The following is a 17,716-nucleotide window of genomic DNA, read 5'->3' as shown; positions in this document are numbered from 1 at the left end:
CAGCAAAAAGACCAGCCTGCGCATTGGTCTGATCGTGCAACTCCCGTGGTGCCGAAAATGAGAAACGAAGGCGGTGCCAAGCTTTTGGGGACAAAAAAAATCCGCCAGCCCGGCACCCTGTATAGGCACCAAACTGACGGACTACTCTTTTGCTCTAAGCCATATTTTGCTGAAAAGTGGACAGGAAGCAGCGGCTTATCGGGAACGGCCGCCGGCTGCCTTGGGCTGGACAGATGGACCGCCGTTTGCCGCTTGCAGTTCCTCTTCGATCTTGGAGCTTTTCGACGACTCGCCCATCGTCCAGTAGACGATCAGGCTCACTAAGATACAACCTGCTACGTAGTAATAGAAAGCCGACTCGACCCCCATGCTCTTAAACCACAGGGCGATGAACTCCGCCGTCCCCCCGAAGATCGCAACCGTCACGCCGTACGGGAAGCCGACGCCCAGCGCGCGGATTTCGGTCGGGAACAGCTCGGCTTTCACAATCGCGTTGATGGACGTGTAGCCCGTGACGATGACGAGGCCGCCCAGCATCAGGAAGAAAGCTGCGATTGGGCTTTGCGCACTCTCCAGGAGCATGAACATCGGTACGGTAAACAAGGTGCCCAGCACGCCGAAGCCAATCAAGAGCGGGCGGCGTCCAATGCGGTCAGAGAGCATCCCGGCCAAAGGCTGCAGGACGACGAATACGAGCAGGGCGATAAAGTTGATCCAGCTGACTACCTCATTCGGCAGTCCGACCGTATTGACCATGAATTTTTGCAGATAGGTCGTGTACGTGTTGAAAGCGATGGTTCCCCCGAGCGTAAGTCCGATGACTGCCAGGACCGCCTTCGGATGCTTCATCAGTTCACGCAAGGTACCAGCCTTGTCCCGGCTTTTTTCTCCCATTTTCTCATACTGCTCCGACTCGTCCATGCTCCGGCGAAGCCACAGGACAGCGAGTGCGCCCATGGCCCCGATCACGAACGGAATGCGCCAGCCCCACGCCTTCATGTCTGCTTCGGTAAGCATTTGCTGCAATACGATTTGCACACCGAGTGCGACCAGCTGTCCGCTGATCAGCGTGACGTACTGGAAGCTGGAGTAGAAGCCGCGGCGACCGCTGTCAGCCATCTCGGACAAGTACGTGGCCGATGTACCGTACTCCCCGCCGAGCGACAGCCCCTGGAGCAGGCGGGCCAGAACGAGGATGATCGGGGCCAGCACGCCGATCGTCTCATAGCCTGGCGTACAAGCGATCACCAGGGAGCCCCCTGCCATGATGCTGACAGACAAAGTCAGCGCGGCGCGGCGCCCGTGACGGTCAGCGTACCGGCCCAGGAGCAGGCTCCCGATCGGCCGCATCAAAAACCCGATGGCAAATACAGCCGCTGTATTCAATAGCTGACTGGTCGAATCGCCTTTCGGAAAAAACTGGGACGAAAAATAGACCGCAAACGCTGCATATGCATACCAGTCGTACCATTCGATCAAGTTGCCCAATGAACCTTTGAAGATGTTGCTTGTAATGCGCCGCATCCTGGCGCGTTCACTCGATTGCGACATTGCTGCCCCTCCTCATGTCTGACCCGAACCCGTTTGCACAGGTGATTTTGAAATCGCTTGCAAATGAAACAATACCTTTAACCCGAGCAAGGCGGCATCATTTGTTTGTTTTGAAAGGGATTTCATTTTTCTCCCGCATGGATTCAGGATTATTCTGAACTCTTATTTATTTTAGAGTGCCCGTCTTCGCTGAATCTATTCCATCCTTCCGAGCGTGCAAAAACGGCAACTCACCTGTCGATATTCCCAGCCGAGTTGCATTGATTTACATGCCGGATCGGGATACCCTTTACCATAAGGAGGCTGTCATGACGTTTGCCATGCTGTTAAAACTGTTGGAAAACATATCCGGAATCGCGGTGATCTCCCTCATCATCGGCCAGCTCGATTACTTCCGGAACATCGTCTACGGGAAAAACGACTGGAAGCGGGTCGTGATTCTCTCCGCGCTGTTCGGTTTCCTGTCGGTGATCGGGACGGAGCACGGCATCCGCATCAATGATGCGCTCGCCAACACGCGCATCGTCGGCGCGGTGGTCGGGGGATTGGTCGGGGGTCCTGTCGTCGGCTTTTTTGCCGGGGTCATCGGAGGGATTCACCGCTACTCCATCGGCGGTTTTACCGCTGCCGCCTGTGCCTTGTCAACCGTGCTGGCTGGCCTGTTCGGCGGAATGGTTAGCGAGAGGGTGAATTTGCTGCGCCTGAAATGGCAGCAGGTGGTGCTGGTGGGGGTGGCGGCCGAGCTGATCCAGAAAGTCATGGTGCTGCTGATCGCGCGGCCCTTTGCGGCGGCGCTCGAGCTGGAGCTGAAAATCGCGATCCCGACCACAATCGTGACGGTCATCGGCCTGTTGATCTTCACGCGCGTTTTTCTCAGCCTGAAAATGATGCAGGATGAGTCCGGCGCTCTCGGAGCCAATCTCGCCCTGACAATCGCCAGCCAGACTTTGCCGCATTTGCGCACAGGGCTGAATCGGCAGTCCGCCGAGAAAACGGCCGAGATTATCCGGGAAATCGGCATGGTGGATGCCGTCGCCATTACCGACCGCGAGCAACTGCTAAGCGCGAAAGGCAGCGGTCTGGAAAATCACCTGCAAAAAGAGGCCTTGTGCTCGCAAGTAGCAAAAGCCGTTTTGAAGCAGCACACCGTGGCGTACCGGGATAAGGAGCTTGACTTTCCCAGCACCTTGCGGCTGAAGTCGGTCATCGGTGCGCCCTTGTACCACCAAAACAAGCCGATCGGGACGCTGCAGTTTTACTATAAAAGCGCCTCCCACAAATCGTCCCGGACCAATCTGAAGCTGCTGGACGGGCTGGCGAACCTGCTCTCGGTCCAGATCGAGCTGGCCGAGATTGAGCATCAGAGCAAAATGCGGCAGCAGGCAGAGGTGAACGCCCTGCAAGCGCAGATCAACCCGCATTTTTTGTTCAACACCTTGGGCACCATCATGTCCTACTGCCGGACAAACCCTGAACTGGCGCGCGGCCTGCTCGGCCATTTGAGCGACATTTTCCGGCGCAATCTGAAGAGCAAAGGGAATTTCCACAGCTTGCAGGAAGAACTGGAGGGCATCACGTCTTACCTGGAGATCGAGAAGGTCAGGTTCGCCAACCGCCTGCAGGTGAACATGGACGTGGATGCGTCGTTGCTGGAGCGCCCGTTGCCGATCCTCACGCTGCAGCCGATCGTGGAAAACGCCATCCACCACGGCCTGTTTCCGAAAATCAGCGATTGCCTGCTCACCATACGCGTGAAGGCGGCGGGCGGCGCGATGCAGATCGAAATTAAAGACAACGGCGTCGGCATCAGCGAGGAGCGCCTGGCACAGATCGAAAGCAGGCAATCGGAAGGAATCGGGCTGGTGAATGTCCACAAGCGGCTGCAATCGATCTACGGCGATGCGTACGGTCTTGAGATCGACAGCAAGCCGGGCATTGGTACGACCGTCAGCTTTATCATCCCGGCGCCAGAGTCTTGAAAAGAGGTGAGTCCACGTGTTCCTGAAAACCGTCATTATCGATGATGAGCCGGCGATCTGCTCCGAACTGGAATATTTGCTGAAAAAATATATCGACATTCAGGTGACTGCGATCTATTACAATCCGCTGGAGGCACTCCCGCAAATCATCGAGTCCGAGCCCGATTTGCTGTTTCTCGACATTCACATGCCCGGAATGAGCGGGCTGGAATTTGCCAAAAAATTGAACCAGATGTCCTGGCCGCCGCTGATCGTGTTTTCGACCGCTTTTCACGAACACGCGCTGGAGGCGTTTGCGACTCCGGCCGTCTGCTACTTGACCAAGCCGATCATGGAAGCGCAGCTGGACGAGGCGATCAGGAAGGTGAAGACCCTGCGGAGCATGCAGGACACCCGTATCCAGCCTGCTCCCGTGCTGCTCGACGGACACGTGTGCATCCGCAAAAACAACAAAATCATCCCGATCCATGTGAGCCAGATTTGCTTTGCCTTCGTGCGGGAGCGGGATTTGTACATTGCCACGCATGACGAGACGGAAAAATGCGACCTGTCCTTCCATGAGCTGGAGGCGATCCTGAACCGGACCGGCACCTTTTTCCGCAGCCACCGCAACTACATTTTGAACGTGAGGTATATCAAGGAAATTATCCCCTGGTTCAACAACACCTACGTCATCAAGATGAACGACGCCAGCCAGACGGAAATTCCCGTGAGCCGCGGGAGAGTCAAGGCGTTTCGCAGCATGATGAATCTGTAAGGCTGGCTGCCTAGAGAAAAGAATGGATCAGGAACAGGACAGCAAACGCTATTCCCAGCCGAAGATGCCATGCTTTATCCAGCATCCGGTATCTAAGCAATCCGAGCACAGGCACCGGCAGCAGCACAAGCAGGGCGAGCAGCCCGCTCACGTACTCAAACTTTAGCTCAAATTCGTACAAAATGGCCCCGGCAGCATGCACCAGGATGAAAGCGATCGCCAAAACAGCTGCCGGTGTGTGCAATTTACGCGCCAGACGCGACAGCGCGGCCATCCATTTTTTCAGTGCATCCGACCGGTTGAACACGCCTTTTTGGAAAAGAACCCGCAAAACGTAATGGGCGAGCACGATGAACAATAAAATGCGAGCAACCGAGCCCTGATCTTTGAAAAAACCTTTGAATTCTCGCGTATGGAAGGCAGGCGAGGGATGCTGCCATAGCGTCCAGCCTCCCCATGCCGCGACAGCTGCGGCCAGCACCAGCGCGATGTACACCCAGACTCGCTCCTGCCTGTTTGCGATCCAATGCCGCTTCTCACTTCCTGTCATGATGACTTGTCACCTCTTCGTTGATTACTTGGAAATACAACCGTGAACAAGGTCCCCTCTTCCCTGGAGCTGGACACGCTGATTTGCCCTTTGTGCATCCTGACAATCTGGGCCGCAATAGCGAGCCCCAGCCCTGTCCCTTCCACGTCGCGGGAGCGCGCTTTGTCTGCGCGGTAAAACCGTTCAAACACATAGGGCAAGTCTGCTTCCGGGATTCCGTTTCCATTGTTGTGGACGGAGCAGACGATTCGGCCTGTCCCTTCCTTGACCACGTTCATTTCCACCTTTTCTCCTGGCTCGCTGTACTTCACCGCATTGTCGAGCAAGATGTAAAAGAGCTGCCGAATCGAATCGGCGTGCCCCCAAAAAGCCGCCGTCCCGCGATCAGCCCGGTTTACGATCGTCACTTTTTTGCGGTCTGCCTTGATTTGCATGCGATTGACTACTTCCCCGACCAGTTCGAGCAAGTCAAACGGCTGAAACGACCATTTCGGATTTGTTTCCACATCGCTTCGAGCCAATGTCAGCAGGTCATTGACCAGCCTGTTCATCCGGTGGATTTCATCCAGCATGCCCTGCAGCACGGACTGGTGAAAAGCGGGCAGGCTCTCCTTTTGATCCTGCAAAATTTCCGCCGACGACAGAATGACGCTCAAAGGCGTGCGCAATTCGTGGGAAGCATCGGTAGCAAAGTCTTTCTGCCGCTTATAGGACAGGTTAATGGGCACCATGGCGCGTCCGGAAAACCAGTAGCCGATCAGGGCGGCCACTCCGAGCAAAACAATGCCGATCACCAGCAGCGCCCACTTCATCTGATCCAGCAGCTGTTCCATCCGCGACACATCTTCGCCCAGATACAACCGGATATCGCTCTCCCCGTCAGCATCGCCGCTGCCGACAAGCGGACGGTAGACGGCAAAGGTTTTTTCCTCCCCTTCAACAGACAGCTGGACGTGGCTGATCCGGCCCGGTTCCGGAGACTGGCGCAAAACTTCCTGTGCGATGGCGGCTGAGACGGCATCCCCATGCTTGCCGCTGGTCTTTATTAGCCATTCATCCCCTGACGCGAGCAGCATCATCTGGTTTTCTTGCAAAAAGTCAACGTCTATCCTGTCTCTGGCGGGAGATTCCCCAACAAGCGGCCGTCCGGACAGCCTCCGCTCCTGAAATTCTCTCCACTCGTGAACGGCCTTTTCCCCGATGGATTCCAGCTGCGCTTGCTCGTTGCGGCTGATGACCGCAGCGAGGGTCCAGTAAAAGCCGACAAATACCGCGATCAGGATGAACGCCAGCATGCCGCTGTACATGAGGGTCAATTTTTTCCGCGTCTGCTCAAACACGCTCATTCTCCTTTGGCAAATACAGGCGATAGCCGATGCCCCTGACATTGTGAATCAGCTTGCAGGAGAACCCGTCGTCCACCTTTTTGCGCAGCAGCTTGATCGCTGCCTCCACGGCATTTGGCGTAATCGTCGCGTCCAGCCCCCAGACGTAGTTGATAATCTGCTCGCGGGTGAGGACCTTCTCCGCATTGCGCAGGAAAAACTCCAGCAGTTGAAACTCTTTTTTGGTCAGCGCGAGCAATTGTCCATCCCGGCGCACCTCGTGCGATTGCCGATGAAGCACAATCCCTGCGTACTCATAGGTCTGTTCCTGGTACAGCCCGGCCGTGATTCGCCTGGCCAGTGCGTGGATTCGAGCAAGCAGCTCCTCAAATGCAAACGGCTTGATCAAGTAGTCATCCGCCCCTTTGGTCAGCCCGGTTACCCGATCATCAATCGCATCCCGGGCGGTGAGCATCAGAATGGGAGTCTGATCGTTGCTTGCCCGGATTTCCTCGCAAAGCGCAAGTCCGCTCTTTTTAGGCATCATCCAATCCAGAATGTACAAATCGTAATGGGTTTGCTGCAAATAATCCAGCGCAAGCTCCGAATCGGATACCCATTCCACCGTATGGTATTCCTGGTTCAATTTGTACTGAATCAACGGACCCAGTTTGGGGTCATCCTCTACCAGCAGAATGTGCAAGATGTCGCTTCCCTCCCTGAAAAGCTCTGACGATCAAGAGAATCGTCACTATAGTAAACGTACAGACGTACATGAGAAAAATCCACCCTTCTTTCGTGTCTGTCCCGATGACCGCTCCGTGAATCAGGGCCAGCACAAAAGCGGGATACGCACCGATATGAATGGCTCGCCATGCTCTCCGGCTTACTTTGTTCCGCAGGTCGGTCGTCAGGATGATCACGATCATGCCGTAGACAACGACTGTCCCCAATCCGTTCAGAAGCGGATCATGGGACGCCGTGAACGGCAGCAGCAGCTCCGACCAGGAAAACGGCATGTACGTGTCGATCACGAGGAGCATGGCGTGAAAAATGCCGATGAACATGCCGGCAGTCGTGGCAGCAGCATGCAGCTTGTACAGCCTTCCCTTTGTTCTCGGACTCCATCCGGGCATGCTGTACAAAATGCCAAGGCTCACGCCGGCAAAAAGCATGAAATAGGACAGCAGCCCGAAACCCCGGATCATCTCCCAGGCAGGCAAGCGCAGCAGCCATTCTGTCATAGCAATCGCTCTCCTTTCCCTACGCAGGTAACAGTGTGAACAAAATCGAGTTTTTCGATCTCCCATCTTGAATGGATTTGCTCTGTATTTCCATAAAAATGAATATCCCCAGCATGGGTGACGATCAATGCTTCCATCCGTGCCGTGTACTTTTGCAACAGGGCCAGCCCGTAATCCAACCCTGCGATGCAGACGACCTTCGCCCAGATTTCGCACGGGATCAAGTTATCCCCCACGATGCTGCACTGCGCGACGTCGCTGACAGCAGGTTTCATCGTACGCGGGTCGATCAGATGATGGCCTTGTCCATCCGGGCCGTACCTCCATCTCCTGCCGCAGACGCTGGACGTCGCCACCGCCCCGTCGCGCAAGGAAACGAGCGCGAGCTCCTCATCCGTGTCCCATGGACTCGCGATGCCGATATTCCATGGCTCCTCCGTGCTGCTGCCGCCCCAAGCCTGCACGTCGCCGCCAGCGTTGACCAGCCCGCGCCTGATTCCGTACCTTCGCCGCAGCCGTCCGGCCAGTTTTTCCGCTGACCAGCCCTTGACGATCCCTCCCAGATCGATGTGCGCGCCTGCTGTCAGTTGCACAGCCATCATCTGTGGATAGATCGCCATGGACGCTTCGCTGTCAGCAAAAACATCGGTCACGGACGCGTTTTCCTTGTCCAACTGTTCAAAGGAACGGTCGTATCCGGCAGCCCGCAGCGCGTCGTAAACAAATGGCGTAAAAAGCCCCTCTGTCTGCGAGCGGTACATGTCGGCCAAAAGCAGCACTTCTGCCATCGCTGCGGACACCAGCGTCAGCTTGCCGCTATAGCTGTTGAGCCGGCTTAGCTCGCTTTCCGGCAAAAACCGGCTGAAACGCCGCTCGATCGCGCGAAACCATCTGTCCACGGTTTGCTCAAGCTCGCATTTCACCTGGCCGGGCTGGTTCTCCAGCATCGTTTCGATCTCGGTATTCATGGCACGGCATCGGTAAAGATGCAATTGTCTGCCCTTCTGCATAACGGGTTCCTCCTGCTGCAAGTCTGTCTTCGCCTCGCTTCGCGGCTACGAACGCCGGCTTTTGGTATGCGACTTCTTCTTGACTGGTTTTTCTTCTGTTTGCGCCGGAGCCGGGTCTTCCACCTGCGGCGTTGCTGCACTGCTGTTGTCGACGGAAGGCGACGGCGCCGTTTCAGCAGGCGGTGCGGCCGGAATGTCCGGTGGTGGCTGCACCGTTTGCTGCTGCGGCGGCGATACTGCTGAAGTGTGTTGGACAGGAGCAGCCGCTGCTTGTGCCTGGGGAGCAGCCGTTTGCTTCGCAGGCTTGGCTGCAGCCACCGCTTTCGCAGCGGGCTGCGTTTGCCGGACCGCTGCTTTTTTCGGCGAGGCTGCTATGGCTTGCGTCGCCGGAGCATGAGCGGCAGCTGCCTTTGGGGCAGGCAGCACGGTTGTCCTTCCCGTGCGCCCGTGCTCTTCGCCTTTTCCGCGTTCGTCGTCTTCTCTATGCTCATCGTGCTTTGCATGCCCCTCGGTTCCTTCGCGTTCGGTGTCTTTTGCTTTCTCGTCTTCTGTAGCCCCCCGATCGTTTTCCGGCTGATCCTTTCCGCTTGCGCTTGCGCCTTCCGCGATTTCACTGCCTGCATCAGATTGTCCCTGGGCGAAGTCTGCCGCCGCATTCTCGTCAGCAGCATACGAGCCGTCGCTGTCGTCTTCCTGCGCGGCTTGCACCGCTTTGACAAACGCCGGATCGGCCTTGGCCATGTCAAATACGACTGCCAGCAACGCGATCACGCCGCCTCCTATTTGCCATTTTCGCCATTTTGACTGTTTTGCCATCGGTTGTCTCCATCCTTTCTCCCTTGCTTTTCCTCATCTTAACGACCGAATCCTGAAAAAATCCTGAAATTCGGACATGAAAAACCCGGGATGCTGCTCCCGGGTTTCCTCGCTGTTTCCTATTCAAAATCAAGCCAGCCTTTTTTGATCGCATAGCGCACCAGGTCCGGCCGCGTCCGCAGATGCAGCTTTTCCATGATATGCGCCTTGTGCGACTCGACCGTCTTCACGGAGACGGTCAGCTGCTCGGCAATTTCCTTGTTGCTGAAGCCTTTGGCGATCAGCACGAGCACTTCCTTTTCCCGTTCGGTGAGAATCTCGTATTTCGCCTGCTCCTCGCCGTTCCTCGCCATTTGCAAAAATTCCTCGATCAGCGATTTGGTCGCCGACGGGTGCAAATACGCCATCCCATTGTGCACCGAGCGAATGGCCGCGATGAGATCGAGATCCGGCGCGCTCTTGAGGATGTATCCGGCGGCCCCTGCCTGCAGGACGCGAAACAAATATTCCTCGTCGTCGTGCATGGTCAGTACGAGCACCTGGATGTCAGGAGCCATCTCCTTCAGCCGGGCCGTGGCCGTCAAGCCGTTTTCCCCAGGGGGCATGCTCAGGTCCATCAGGACGACATCCGGACGGAGCTCCATCGCCTTTTCGCACGCTTCCTTTCCGTCAGCCGCGTAGCCGACGACATTCATATCCTCCTGGGCGTTGATGAGCATCCCCAGCCCCGAGCGCACAATGGCGTGATCGTCAGCGATCAGCACGCGAATTGCCATGCTCTGTCTCCTCCTTTGAAACCGGGATGCGGACGATCACGGTCGTGCCCTCGTCAGGCGCCGAACGTATATCGACCGTCCCTCCCAATAGCTGCGCCCGCTCCTTCATGCCAAACACGCCCAGCCCCTTGCCTTCGTGCAATGTTTTTTCCACTTCAAAACCGACGCCGTCATCCACGATTGTCACGAGGATCTCCTTGTCCCGGTCATCAAACACGATCCCCAGCTGACTGGCCCGGGCGTACTTGGCCGTATTCGTCATCGCCTCCTGGATGATGCGGTACAGCGCCGTCTCGATCGCCGCCGTATACCTGCGCCGCTCGCCCTGGACGTGCAGCTCGACCTGGATGTCAAAGCTTTTTTCCACGCGCTTCATCAAGGAACGCAAGGCGGGCAAAAGACCCAGGTCGTCCAATGCCGACGGCCGCAGCTCCAGCGCCATCCGCTTGACCTCCTCCATCGCCTTGGAGGTCATCTGCAGCAGGTCGTTCACATGCTGGCGGATCGGGTCGCTCAGCTGCCCCTGCCCCACCACATTGAGCCCGACCAGGATGCTGTAGAGCGCTTGACCCACGCCGTCGTGCAGCTCGCGGGCGATCCGCTTGCGCTCTTCCTCCTGTGCCTGGATGACGTAGTTGGTCAGCTTGTTCTGGTAGCGCTCCTTTTCCGCCTGCTGCTGGGCTGACATGTCGCGCAGGACGAGGACGAGCTTGCCCCTGGACTCATCCGGCAGACGGGCCGAGCTCGCAGCCACCAGAGTCTCCCTCCCGTCCTTCGTTTTCAGGCGCATTTCAAAGGAGGGCATCTGTACTTGCTTGAAAAAGCAGTCGGCACAGCTCGTCTCCTCCAGACAGGTCGCCATCCCCAGGCACAGCTCGCAAATATGTTTGCAACCGACGAGTTCGGACTCGGTCCAGCCAGTCATTTGCTCCAACGCGGCGTTTACCTTCATGATCACTCCGCCGTTGTCCACTACCAGAATGGCATCACTGACGTTGGCAAAGATAGACTGCATCAGCGACATCATTTCACTGGATGTCCCCAGCTCTTCCCTCCACGTGTTCATGCGCTCCTCCTATGAAGTCAATCTGCTTACCGCTATTGTAGAGTTTTGCGGCACGAAAGTGTATCGGGGAATTCCCTGAACATCTGGCAGGCAGGGAAGGCGATTGACATCCGCTTAATTTCGATTATTATCTAATTAGATGTATGATTAATTAATGTGCAAAGGAGACATTTCTGTGCCGACTCCCTTTCCCGCATCCAGCAGACGCCTGTTCTATTCTCCCGTGACTGCGAGCGACTTCCCCGCGCTGCTCGACGTCTACAACTCCAATCCCGACTACATGGAATACGCGTATGGTCAGCGCTCCGTCAGCATCGACACCATTTGCCAGGACCACGCCGAAAACGCAGGCTTTGCCGACTCGTACAGCTATTGCCTGCGCACGGCATCCAGCCATCCCCCGATCGGGATCGCCCAGTTTATTTTGCGAAATCCTCGCGACGGCCATCCGTGGCTCGGGCTGCTCATGATCGCCAGGCACGCGCAGGGGAACGGTTACGCCAAAGAATTCCTCGATTGCCTGATTCACTGGTATCGGGAAAACGGCTACACCTCTCTCCACCTTGGTGTCCTGGAGAAGAACAAGGCGGTCGTGCCGTTCTACGAGTCATGCGGATTTGCGGTCTACGAGGAACGCTTCTCCGAACAGCTGGGGCGCGTCATCTGCATGGCCTGTTCGATTCAACCTGTTCTGTAGGTACCTCCTGCGGGGGCGGCGCCATGCTCGGCAGGCTTTCCGGTGCTCGCCTGTCTGTGCGCTGATGGACGCTCCCCGCAGGCTAGTGCAGTCTGCAGCCCGCTCCGAAGACGAAGGGAGCGGAACAGCCTCTGCCGTTCCGCTCCCAGGTCGGTTATTCCACTACAATTTTCTCTGCGACACCGATCGGCGGCAAGCTGCGCGTCAGTTTTGGACCGTAGTAGGCAAAGACTTTCATGTCTGCCGCCAGATCCTCCGGTGCAAGCGCCTTGTTGTCCTTTACGCTCACGATTTTGGTGTCTTCATTGATGATCAGCGCCACTTTTTCCGGGGAAGTCTCGGTCAGCTTCTGTCCCTCGACCACCATTTTCCAGGTGCCCTCCTGGTCTTTGGCGATGCTGGCGATTTTTCCTGCTGTCCCCAGCACCTCCGGCGTCTCCAGGCTGCTCTTCACGACGATACGGATCGCACCGGATTGCGGCGGCATGCTCATCGCCATGAATTTTTGGTGAGTAGCTTCCACTTCCATCCCCAGCTTCAGGTCTTCCGGCTTCAGGACTTTGCCGTCTGCCGTCGTGATCTTGGTGTCTTCATTCACGTAAAGGACGATGCCGCTCTCGTAGCCGTTCAAGAGGAACGATACTCTGCCGCCCTCCAGCTTGTTGATCGTCGTGATGGTCCCGGTGCGTACAGGAGCTGCATTGGATTCTTCATCGACGATGGTCACGGCATCTCCTTCCACCTTTACGTCCGCTTGCAAAATCTCGTCCACGAACGCCACTGGTACATAGGTGCTGCCATTGAGCAAACACGGTTCTGCCCCCAGCGATTTGTACATGTTGGCAAACGGATAGCGGTCCTCGCCGACTTTTGCGTAGGAGATAATCGCTCCTTTGACAACTTCCGCCGCTTTTTGTTCTTCATTCCATTTCACTTGAAAACCGAGAGATTCCGCGATGTCGCGGAGCGGTACCAGGACGGTTTGCTGTTCTTTATCCAATACCGCTGTTTGCTCGATCGGTTGCCCGTTCACATTGACGGAAAGTTCCTTGACGGGTTCGGAGGTCGCAGATGCCACGTTGGCTCCCAGAACAACCAGTGCCGCCAAAGTCATCATGCCTGTGCGTAATGTTTTCATGCTGTGTCTGCCTCCATTCTTCTGTCTACTGTGTAGTGTCTCTATTACATGGACGGCAGCATGCAACAAACGTTTCAAAAACATTTTTACGGCTCGTTGATGACCTGCCCGCTGCGCGGCATCGGGACGTCCGGTTTGCCTGACGGGTTGTTGTAGAGATAGGAGGGAACCTTGCCGACGATCAGCGCCTCGGAGATGGGGATTTGCGTCGTGACGGTCTGCTGATCGGTAGCAAACGGAATGATGACGCGCAGGTCGACATCGACATTGATGTAGATCGTCACGAGCACCATGTTGATTCCCGCCTGCTTCATCTTCGTCTCCAGCCTCGTCTTGACCGCTCCGATCGGGACAAACGAGATCGGGATTTCGGGACCGAGATGCTCGAGAAACGCGTTCTTGGTCGCCACTCCGAGCGGAATCGACATCTGGACGTTATCGCTCTCAAATTCCTTCAGCTGGTTTTGGATGCGCGCCGTCGTCTCCCCGACGATCCGGGAATACTCGCGAAAATTGAAGTTTACGGCTTTGATGTTGCCCTCCTGGTCCTTTTCCATCTGCACGACTTCGTTGAAATCGACCCCCTGCTGGCTGATCCGCTTGGTGACGGCATCCATAATCGCCAGCTTCGCCACTTGATCGGCTTTTGCCTGGGCGATCAGCAGCAGCGTAGGCTCGATCTGCTTTTCCGCTACCAGGAACAGCACGAGCAAGCCGATAATGGAAAATACTGTTATCGCAAAGACTCGCCTTCCCCGTCTCCGCCACCCACCGCTTCTCTTCAGCACGGTCCATCCCTCTCTCCTGCTTTACGGTGAGACATTGATAGGGTCAGTCGAGGCGCACGGTACGCATCGACGAACGTTTCGGCCTGCTGGTCTTCGGACGGCCGCTGACGACGACTCCCCCGATCCCCGCCACGAATGTCGGCACGCCGGAAGTGACCAGAATCAACGCCCAGTCGCGGAAGGACAGAGCGGTCGTCTTGAAGATCGGCTGCAAGGCATCGACGTAGACGACGCCGAGTACGAGCGCCAGCGACGAGAGGACCGCCCAGACCAGGTATTTGTTTTCAAAGACATTGCGGTGAAAGACGCTGTACTGGCTGCGGCAGTCAAAGACGTGAATCAGCTGGGCCATGACCAGGGTGACGAAGGCGACCGTCTGGGCGTGCGCAAGATCGTTTGGATTTTCCCGCAGCGTCAGCCAGAAGGCGAGCAGCGTCATCGCGCCAATCAGGAAGCCGCGGCTGATGATCTTCCACCCAAGCCCCCGGCTGAATATATTCTCCGCCTTGTTGCGCGGGTGCTGGTACATCGTGTCTGCCTCTGCCGGGTCGACCCCCAATGCCATGGCGGGCAGCCCATCCGTCACGAGGTTCACCCACAAAATTTGAATCGGGACCATGGGCAGCGGCAAGCCGAGCAGCATGGCGAAGAACATGACGAGAATTTCTCCCACGTTGGATGCGAGCAGATAGCGGATGAACTTGCGGATGTTGTCGTAGATGTTGCGCCCTTCCTCGACGGCGGCGACGATGGTGGCGAAGTTGTCGTCGCGCAGCACCAGGTCGGCCGCTTCCTTGGTCACATCCGTCCCGGTAATGCCCATGGCGATCCCGATGTCCGCCGTCTTGATCGCGGGCGCGTCATTCACACCGTCACCGGTCATCGCTACCACATGCCCGCGGCTTTGCAGTGCGCGGACGATGCGCAGCTTGTGCTCGGGCGAGACGCGGGCGTAGACGGATACGCGTTCGGCGTACTCGGCGAGCTGGTTGTCGGACATGGCATCGAGGTCGCGTCCCTCCAGCACTTCCCCGTACCCGCGTACCAGCCCGATCTGCCGGGCGATCGCCTCGGCGGTCACTTTGTGGTCGCCCGTAATCATCACGGTTTTGATGCCTGCCTGGTGGCACAAGCTGATCGCCGTGCGCACCTCTTCCCGCGGCGGATCGATCATGCCGGCCACACCGACGAAAATGAGATTGTTTTCGACGACGCCGACGGGCTGGCCGGGACGGTAGCCTTGCAGCGTCTTGTAGGCGAAGGCGAGGACCCGCAGCGCTTTTCCTGCCATGAGTTCGGTCTGCTCCAGCACCTGATGGCGGATCGTAGCAGAGAGCGGCTGCACCTCCCCCCTCCAGAGGATGTGCGTGGAGCGCGCGAGCACTGCTTCCACTGCCCCTTTGGTCAGCAGAGTGTGCATGCCGTCCGCGCCTTTTTCCACCACCGACATCATCTTCCGTTCGGAATCAAACGGGAGCTCCTCGACGCGCACCGACTGATAGCCGAGCTTGCCGCGGTCGGCCGAGCCCTGCCCTTTGGCTGCTAGCACCTTGAGCGCCCCCTCTGTCGGGTCGCCTACGACCTGCCAGTAGCGGGTCGTTTTGCCCATCCCGAGCAGGTTGCGCGTGCTTTGTTCCTCGCAGACGAGCCGGGCGTTGTTGCAGCGATCCGCGATCCGCAGTATTTGGTTGAGGGCGCCGTCCCGCGCCGGCGATACCGACTTGCCCTGCAGCAAAAAGGCTCCCTCGGGGACGTAGCCGCTGCCGCCCACTTCGTAGAGCATGTTACTGTGCCAGACTTGTGTGACGGTCATCTTGTTTTGCGTGAGCGTCCCGGTTTTGTCGGAGCAGATGACCGACGCGCAGCCCAGCGTCTCAACGGACGGGAGCTTGCGGACGATGGCGTTGCGGCGGATCATCCGCTGCACGCCGAGCGCCAATGCAACGGTCACGATGGCAGGCAGCCCCTCGGGGATCGCGGCGACTGCCAGACTCACCCCGGCGAGGAACATCGTAAACAGCTCGTGTCCATGCCATACTCCTGCGGCGATCACCACGATGGTGAGCAAGACGGCGACCGCGACGAGAATCTTGCCCATTTGCTCCAACCGCATCTGCAACGGAGTCTCGGCTTCTTCGGCCGTATTCATCAGATGGGCGATTTTCCCGATCTCCGTGCCCATCCCGGTCGCAACGACGATGCCGCTGCCAGTGCCGCCAGTCACCATCGTGCCCATGAAAGCGAGGTTTCTCTGGTCGCCCAGCGGCACTTGTGCTTCCTTGGGCACATCCAGCCGTTTAGTCGACTTGCTGACCGGCACGGATTCCCCTGTGAGAGCGGATTCTTCGATTTCCAGCCGGTTGGCGGAGAGCAGCCGCATGTCAGCAGGCACGCGGTCTCCCGCCTCCAGCATGACCAAATCTCCCGGTACCAGCCGCGAAGCCGGAATCACGGAAAGGTGCCCGTCCCGCATGACCCTTGCCATCGGGGAGGCCAGCTCTTTGAGCGCCTGCAGCGACCGTTCCGCACGGGCCTCCTGGATAAACCCGAGAATCCCGTTGATGATGATGATCGCAATAATCGTGATGGCGTCCAGGTACTCTCCGAGAAAGTAGGAGATCAGCGTCGCGATGAACAGGATGAGTACCATGAAGTCTTTGAACTGGTCGAGAAAGACTGTATAGAGAGGCTTTTGCTTGTTTTCAGCCAACTGGTTGGGACCTTGCTCTGCCAGTCGCCGCTCCGCCTCCTTCTGGGTCAATCCCTGCGCCGCATCGCTGTGAAGGGCTTCGGTCACGTCTGTCGCCGCCAGCGTGTACCATTTTGGAATTGGCTGTGTATCCACCTATATCTCCTCCATCCACTTCTCACTCCTTCTGATATGTATGCAGACGCGCCGCAAAATAAAACAACCCGTCCCTGCGTGAGGGACGGGCGGTTCGATGCGGTTATTTCAAGCTTTTCGCCACTCCGATGCAGATCAACAGGAGGGGCGGCAGCCAGGTCAGTTTCGATACCCATTTGCTCTGGCCCGCACGTCTTCCCAGCGTCAGCCCGATTTGCAGCAGCAGGGCGCTCATCACGGCGATGCAGAGCGCGACGACCAGCGGGGAGTATCCAAGGAACGTCAGGCTGATCCCGGCGCCAAAGGCATCCAGCGACAAGGCCAGACCGAGCATGACGGCCTCCCAGCCCATGATATGCCCCGAACGGTCGGTATCGGCCCGCGCAGGATCACGAAGTATTTGAATCATCACGCCAAACACGCGAAATTGCGACAGCACCGTCCACTCGGACTCCGTCTGCCTCTCCGCGGGCACCGCGGCGCAAGAGCTGTCTTCTTCTGCAGCCGCGCGCGGGGAAACAAGCCTCCACAGCGTAAACAGCCCCATGCCGATCAGGACGGCGGCTCCGACCTTCTTGCCGACTTCGGGAGTCAGCCAGTACGTCAGCGAAGAGCCCATCATCATGACACTGTACACGACAATAAAGGAACAACCAGACACGACGACAAGCGACAAGAACGGCATTCTCATGTTGCGCAGCCCATACGTCAATCCTACGCTGACACTGTCCATACTGATGGCCAGGGAAACGAGCAGGAGCGAGAGCCATCCGCTCATATGTGGTCACCTCTTTCTCGTTGCCTACTAGGTATACGCGGAATGCTCATCCAATGTGCGGAAAACGGAGAAAAAGCTGCGGTTCATAGGGCCACTTGCCGGGAGGTCATTCCTGTCCGGCTTCGCTGAGGTGTTAAAATACAGATGTTTATTAGAATCGACCTGAATGTAAATAAGCCCGTTTTGAAGATGTGGCGTGAATAGGCAACTCGGCACCCTTAAATTTTAGTCTGAACATCAATAGAAAATCAGTAATTTAAATCCTAACATTAAAGTCTTAGACTGCCGTATCTCAACCTGAAATCAACTAGCGAAGTCCATTAGATTAACGCTATCAGCTCCTTATAAAAAACAAACAGCCCCGAAATATGATTGCATTATCGGGGCTGTTTACAG

General features: G+C 57.1%; 16 protein-coding genes. 3 read left to right on the top strand and 13 right to left on the bottom strand.

Annotation, left to right across the window (positions count from 1 at the left end):
- Positions 1 to 195: 195 nt before the first annotated feature.
- Positions 196 to 1,551: an MFS transporter gene (locus ACFSO0_RS06130; RefSeq protein WP_376877815.1), complete on the bottom strand. Its 1,356-nt coding sequence runs from the start codon at positions 1,549 to 1,551 to the stop codon at positions 196 to 198.
- A 308-nt stretch (positions 1,552 to 1,859) separates the two neighbouring features.
- Here ACFSO0_RS06130 and ACFSO0_RS06125 point away from each other — a divergent pair, with 308 nt between their 5' ends.
- Positions 1,860 to 3,530: a LytS/YhcK type 5TM receptor domain-containing protein gene (locus ACFSO0_RS06125; protein WP_376877813.1), complete on the top strand. Its 1,671-nt coding sequence runs from the start codon at positions 1,860 to 1,862 to the stop codon at positions 3,528 to 3,530.
- A gap of 16 nt (positions 3,531 to 3,546) precedes the next feature.
- Positions 3,547 to 4,287 (top strand): LytR/AlgR family response regulator transcription factor, encoded by a 741-nt coding sequence (locus ACFSO0_RS06120; protein ID WP_376877811.1) that lies wholly within the window; start codon positions 3,547 to 3,549, stop codon positions 4,285 to 4,287.
- Between the two features lie 10 nt (positions 4,288 to 4,297).
- Here ACFSO0_RS06120 and ACFSO0_RS06115 read toward each other — a convergent pair whose 3' ends face one another.
- The 8 genes from ACFSO0_RS06115 to ACFSO0_RS06080 all read right to left on the bottom strand — a co-directional run bounded on the left by ACFSO0_RS06115 (position 4,298) and on the right by ACFSO0_RS06080 (position 11,074).
- Positions 4,298 to 4,837, bottom strand: a complete 540-nt coding sequence (locus tag ACFSO0_RS06115; protein ID WP_376877809.1) for a hypothetical protein — start codon at positions 4,835 to 4,837, stop codon at positions 4,298 to 4,300.
- Positions 4,834 to 6,177, bottom strand: a complete 1,344-nt coding sequence (locus ACFSO0_RS06110) for a sensor histidine kinase (protein ID WP_376877807.1) — start codon at positions 6,175 to 6,177, stop codon at positions 4,834 to 4,836. The genes ACFSO0_RS06115 and ACFSO0_RS06110 overlap by 4 nt, the downstream gene beginning before the upstream one ends.
- A complete protein-coding gene (locus ACFSO0_RS06105) occupies positions 6,170 to 6,865 on the bottom strand; it encodes a response regulator transcription factor (protein WP_376877805.1) in 696 nt (231 codons plus the stop codon). The genes ACFSO0_RS06110 and ACFSO0_RS06105 overlap by 8 nt, the downstream gene beginning before the upstream one ends.
- On the bottom strand, positions 6,840 to 7,406 hold the full coding sequence (locus tag ACFSO0_RS06100; protein ID WP_376877803.1) for a ferric reductase: 567 nt from the start codon (positions 7,404 to 7,406) through the stop codon (positions 6,840 to 6,842). The genes ACFSO0_RS06105 and ACFSO0_RS06100 overlap by 26 nt, the downstream gene beginning before the upstream one ends.
- The gene (locus ACFSO0_RS06095; RefSeq protein ID WP_376877800.1) at positions 7,403 to 8,416 is read right to left on the bottom strand and encodes an FAD:protein FMN transferase; all 1,014 of its coding nucleotides are present in this window, start codon (positions 8,414 to 8,416) and stop codon (positions 7,403 to 7,405) included. The genes ACFSO0_RS06100 and ACFSO0_RS06095 overlap by 4 nt, the downstream gene beginning before the upstream one ends.
- Before the next feature lie 45 nt (positions 8,417 to 8,461).
- On the bottom strand, positions 8,462 to 9,232 hold the full coding sequence (locus tag ACFSO0_RS06090) for a hypothetical protein (RefSeq protein ID WP_376877797.1): 771 nt from the start codon (positions 9,230 to 9,232) through the stop codon (positions 8,462 to 8,464).
- 119 nt (positions 9,233 to 9,351) lie between these two features.
- Positions 9,352 to 10,008: a response regulator gene (locus tag ACFSO0_RS06085; RefSeq protein ID WP_376877794.1), complete on the bottom strand. Its 657-nt coding sequence runs from the start codon at positions 10,006 to 10,008 to the stop codon at positions 9,352 to 9,354.
- Positions 9,983 to 11,074: a sensor histidine kinase gene (locus ACFSO0_RS06080; RefSeq protein ID WP_376877791.1), complete on the bottom strand. Its 1,092-nt coding sequence runs from the start codon at positions 11,072 to 11,074 to the stop codon at positions 9,983 to 9,985. The genes ACFSO0_RS06085 and ACFSO0_RS06080 overlap by 26 nt, the downstream gene beginning before the upstream one ends.
- 175 nt (positions 11,075 to 11,249) lie before the next feature.
- Between ACFSO0_RS06080 and ACFSO0_RS06075 the strand changes: the two genes are divergently transcribed.
- Positions 11,250 to 11,771 (top strand): GNAT family N-acetyltransferase, encoded by a 522-nt coding sequence (locus tag ACFSO0_RS06075; protein ID WP_376877788.1) that lies wholly within the window; start codon positions 11,250 to 11,252, stop codon positions 11,769 to 11,771.
- 154 nt (positions 11,772 to 11,925) lie between these two features.
- Here ACFSO0_RS06075 and ACFSO0_RS06070 read toward each other — a convergent pair whose 3' ends face one another.
- From ACFSO0_RS06070 to ytaF, 4 genes are all read right to left on the bottom strand, one after another.
- On the bottom strand, positions 11,926 to 12,909 hold the full coding sequence (locus tag ACFSO0_RS06070) for a copper amine oxidase N-terminal domain-containing protein (RefSeq protein WP_376877785.1): 984 nt from the start codon (positions 12,907 to 12,909) through the stop codon (positions 11,926 to 11,928).
- Between the two features lie 86 nt (positions 12,910 to 12,995).
- A complete protein-coding gene (gene yunB / locus ACFSO0_RS06065; protein WP_376877782.1) occupies positions 12,996 to 13,697 on the bottom strand; it encodes a sporulation protein YunB in 702 nt (233 codons plus the stop codon).
- Positions 13,698 to 13,740: 43 nt separating this feature from the next.
- Positions 13,741 to 16,542, bottom strand: coding sequence for a calcium-translocating P-type ATPase, SERCA-type (locus tag ACFSO0_RS06060; protein WP_376877779.1), 2,802 nt, complete (start codon positions 16,540 to 16,542; stop codon positions 13,741 to 13,743).
- A gap of 103 nt (positions 16,543 to 16,645) precedes the next feature.
- Positions 16,646 to 17,320, bottom strand: coding sequence for a sporulation membrane protein YtaF (gene ytaF / locus ACFSO0_RS06055; protein ID WP_376877776.1), 675 nt, complete (start codon positions 17,318 to 17,320; stop codon positions 16,646 to 16,648).
- Positions 17,321 to 17,716 lie beyond the last annotated feature (396 nt).

Origin of the sequence: Brevibacillus sp. GCM10020057 (assembly GCF_042683565.1) — a bacterium.
Taxonomy (GTDB): domain Bacteria; phylum Bacillota; class Bacilli; order Brevibacillales; family Brevibacillaceae; genus Brevibacillus.
This window is presented reverse-complemented; position numbering and strand designations above follow the sequence as displayed.

Coding starts and splice junctions, on each gene's coding strand:
- ACFSO0_RS06130 (WP_376877815.1), bottom strand. CDS start 1,551: ATGTCGCAATCGAGTGAACGCGCCAGGATGCGGCGCATTACAAGCAAC.
- ACFSO0_RS06125 (WP_376877813.1), top strand. CDS start 1,860: ATGACGTTTGCCATGCTGTTAAAACTGTTGGAAAACATATCCGGAATC.
- ACFSO0_RS06115 (WP_376877809.1), bottom strand. CDS start 4,837: ATGACAGGAAGTGAGAAGCGGCATTGGATCGCAAACAGGCAGGAGCGA.
- ACFSO0_RS06100 (WP_376877803.1), bottom strand. CDS start 7,406: ATGACAGAATGGCTGCTGCGCTTGCCTGCCTGGGAGATGATCCGGGGT.
- ACFSO0_RS06095 (WP_376877800.1), bottom strand. CDS start 8,416: ATGCAGAAGGGCAGACAATTGCATCTTTACCGATGCCGTGCCATGAAT.
- ACFSO0_RS06090 (WP_376877797.1), bottom strand. CDS start 9,232: ATGGCAAAACAGTCAAAATGGCGAAAATGGCAAATAGGAGGCGGCGTG.
- ACFSO0_RS06085 (WP_376877794.1), bottom strand. CDS start 10,008: ATGGCAATTCGCGTGCTGATCGCTGACGATCACGCCATTGTGCGCTCG.
- ACFSO0_RS06080 (WP_376877791.1), bottom strand. CDS start 11,074: ATGAACACGTGGAGGGAAGAGCTGGGGACATCCAGTGAAATGATGTCG.
- ACFSO0_RS06070 (WP_376877785.1), bottom strand. CDS start 12,909: ATGAAAACATTACGCACAGGCATGATGACTTTGGCGGCACTGGTTGTT.
- ytaF (WP_376877776.1), bottom strand. CDS start 17,320: ATGAGCGGATGGCTCTCGCTCCTGCTCGTTTCCCTGGCCATCAGTATG.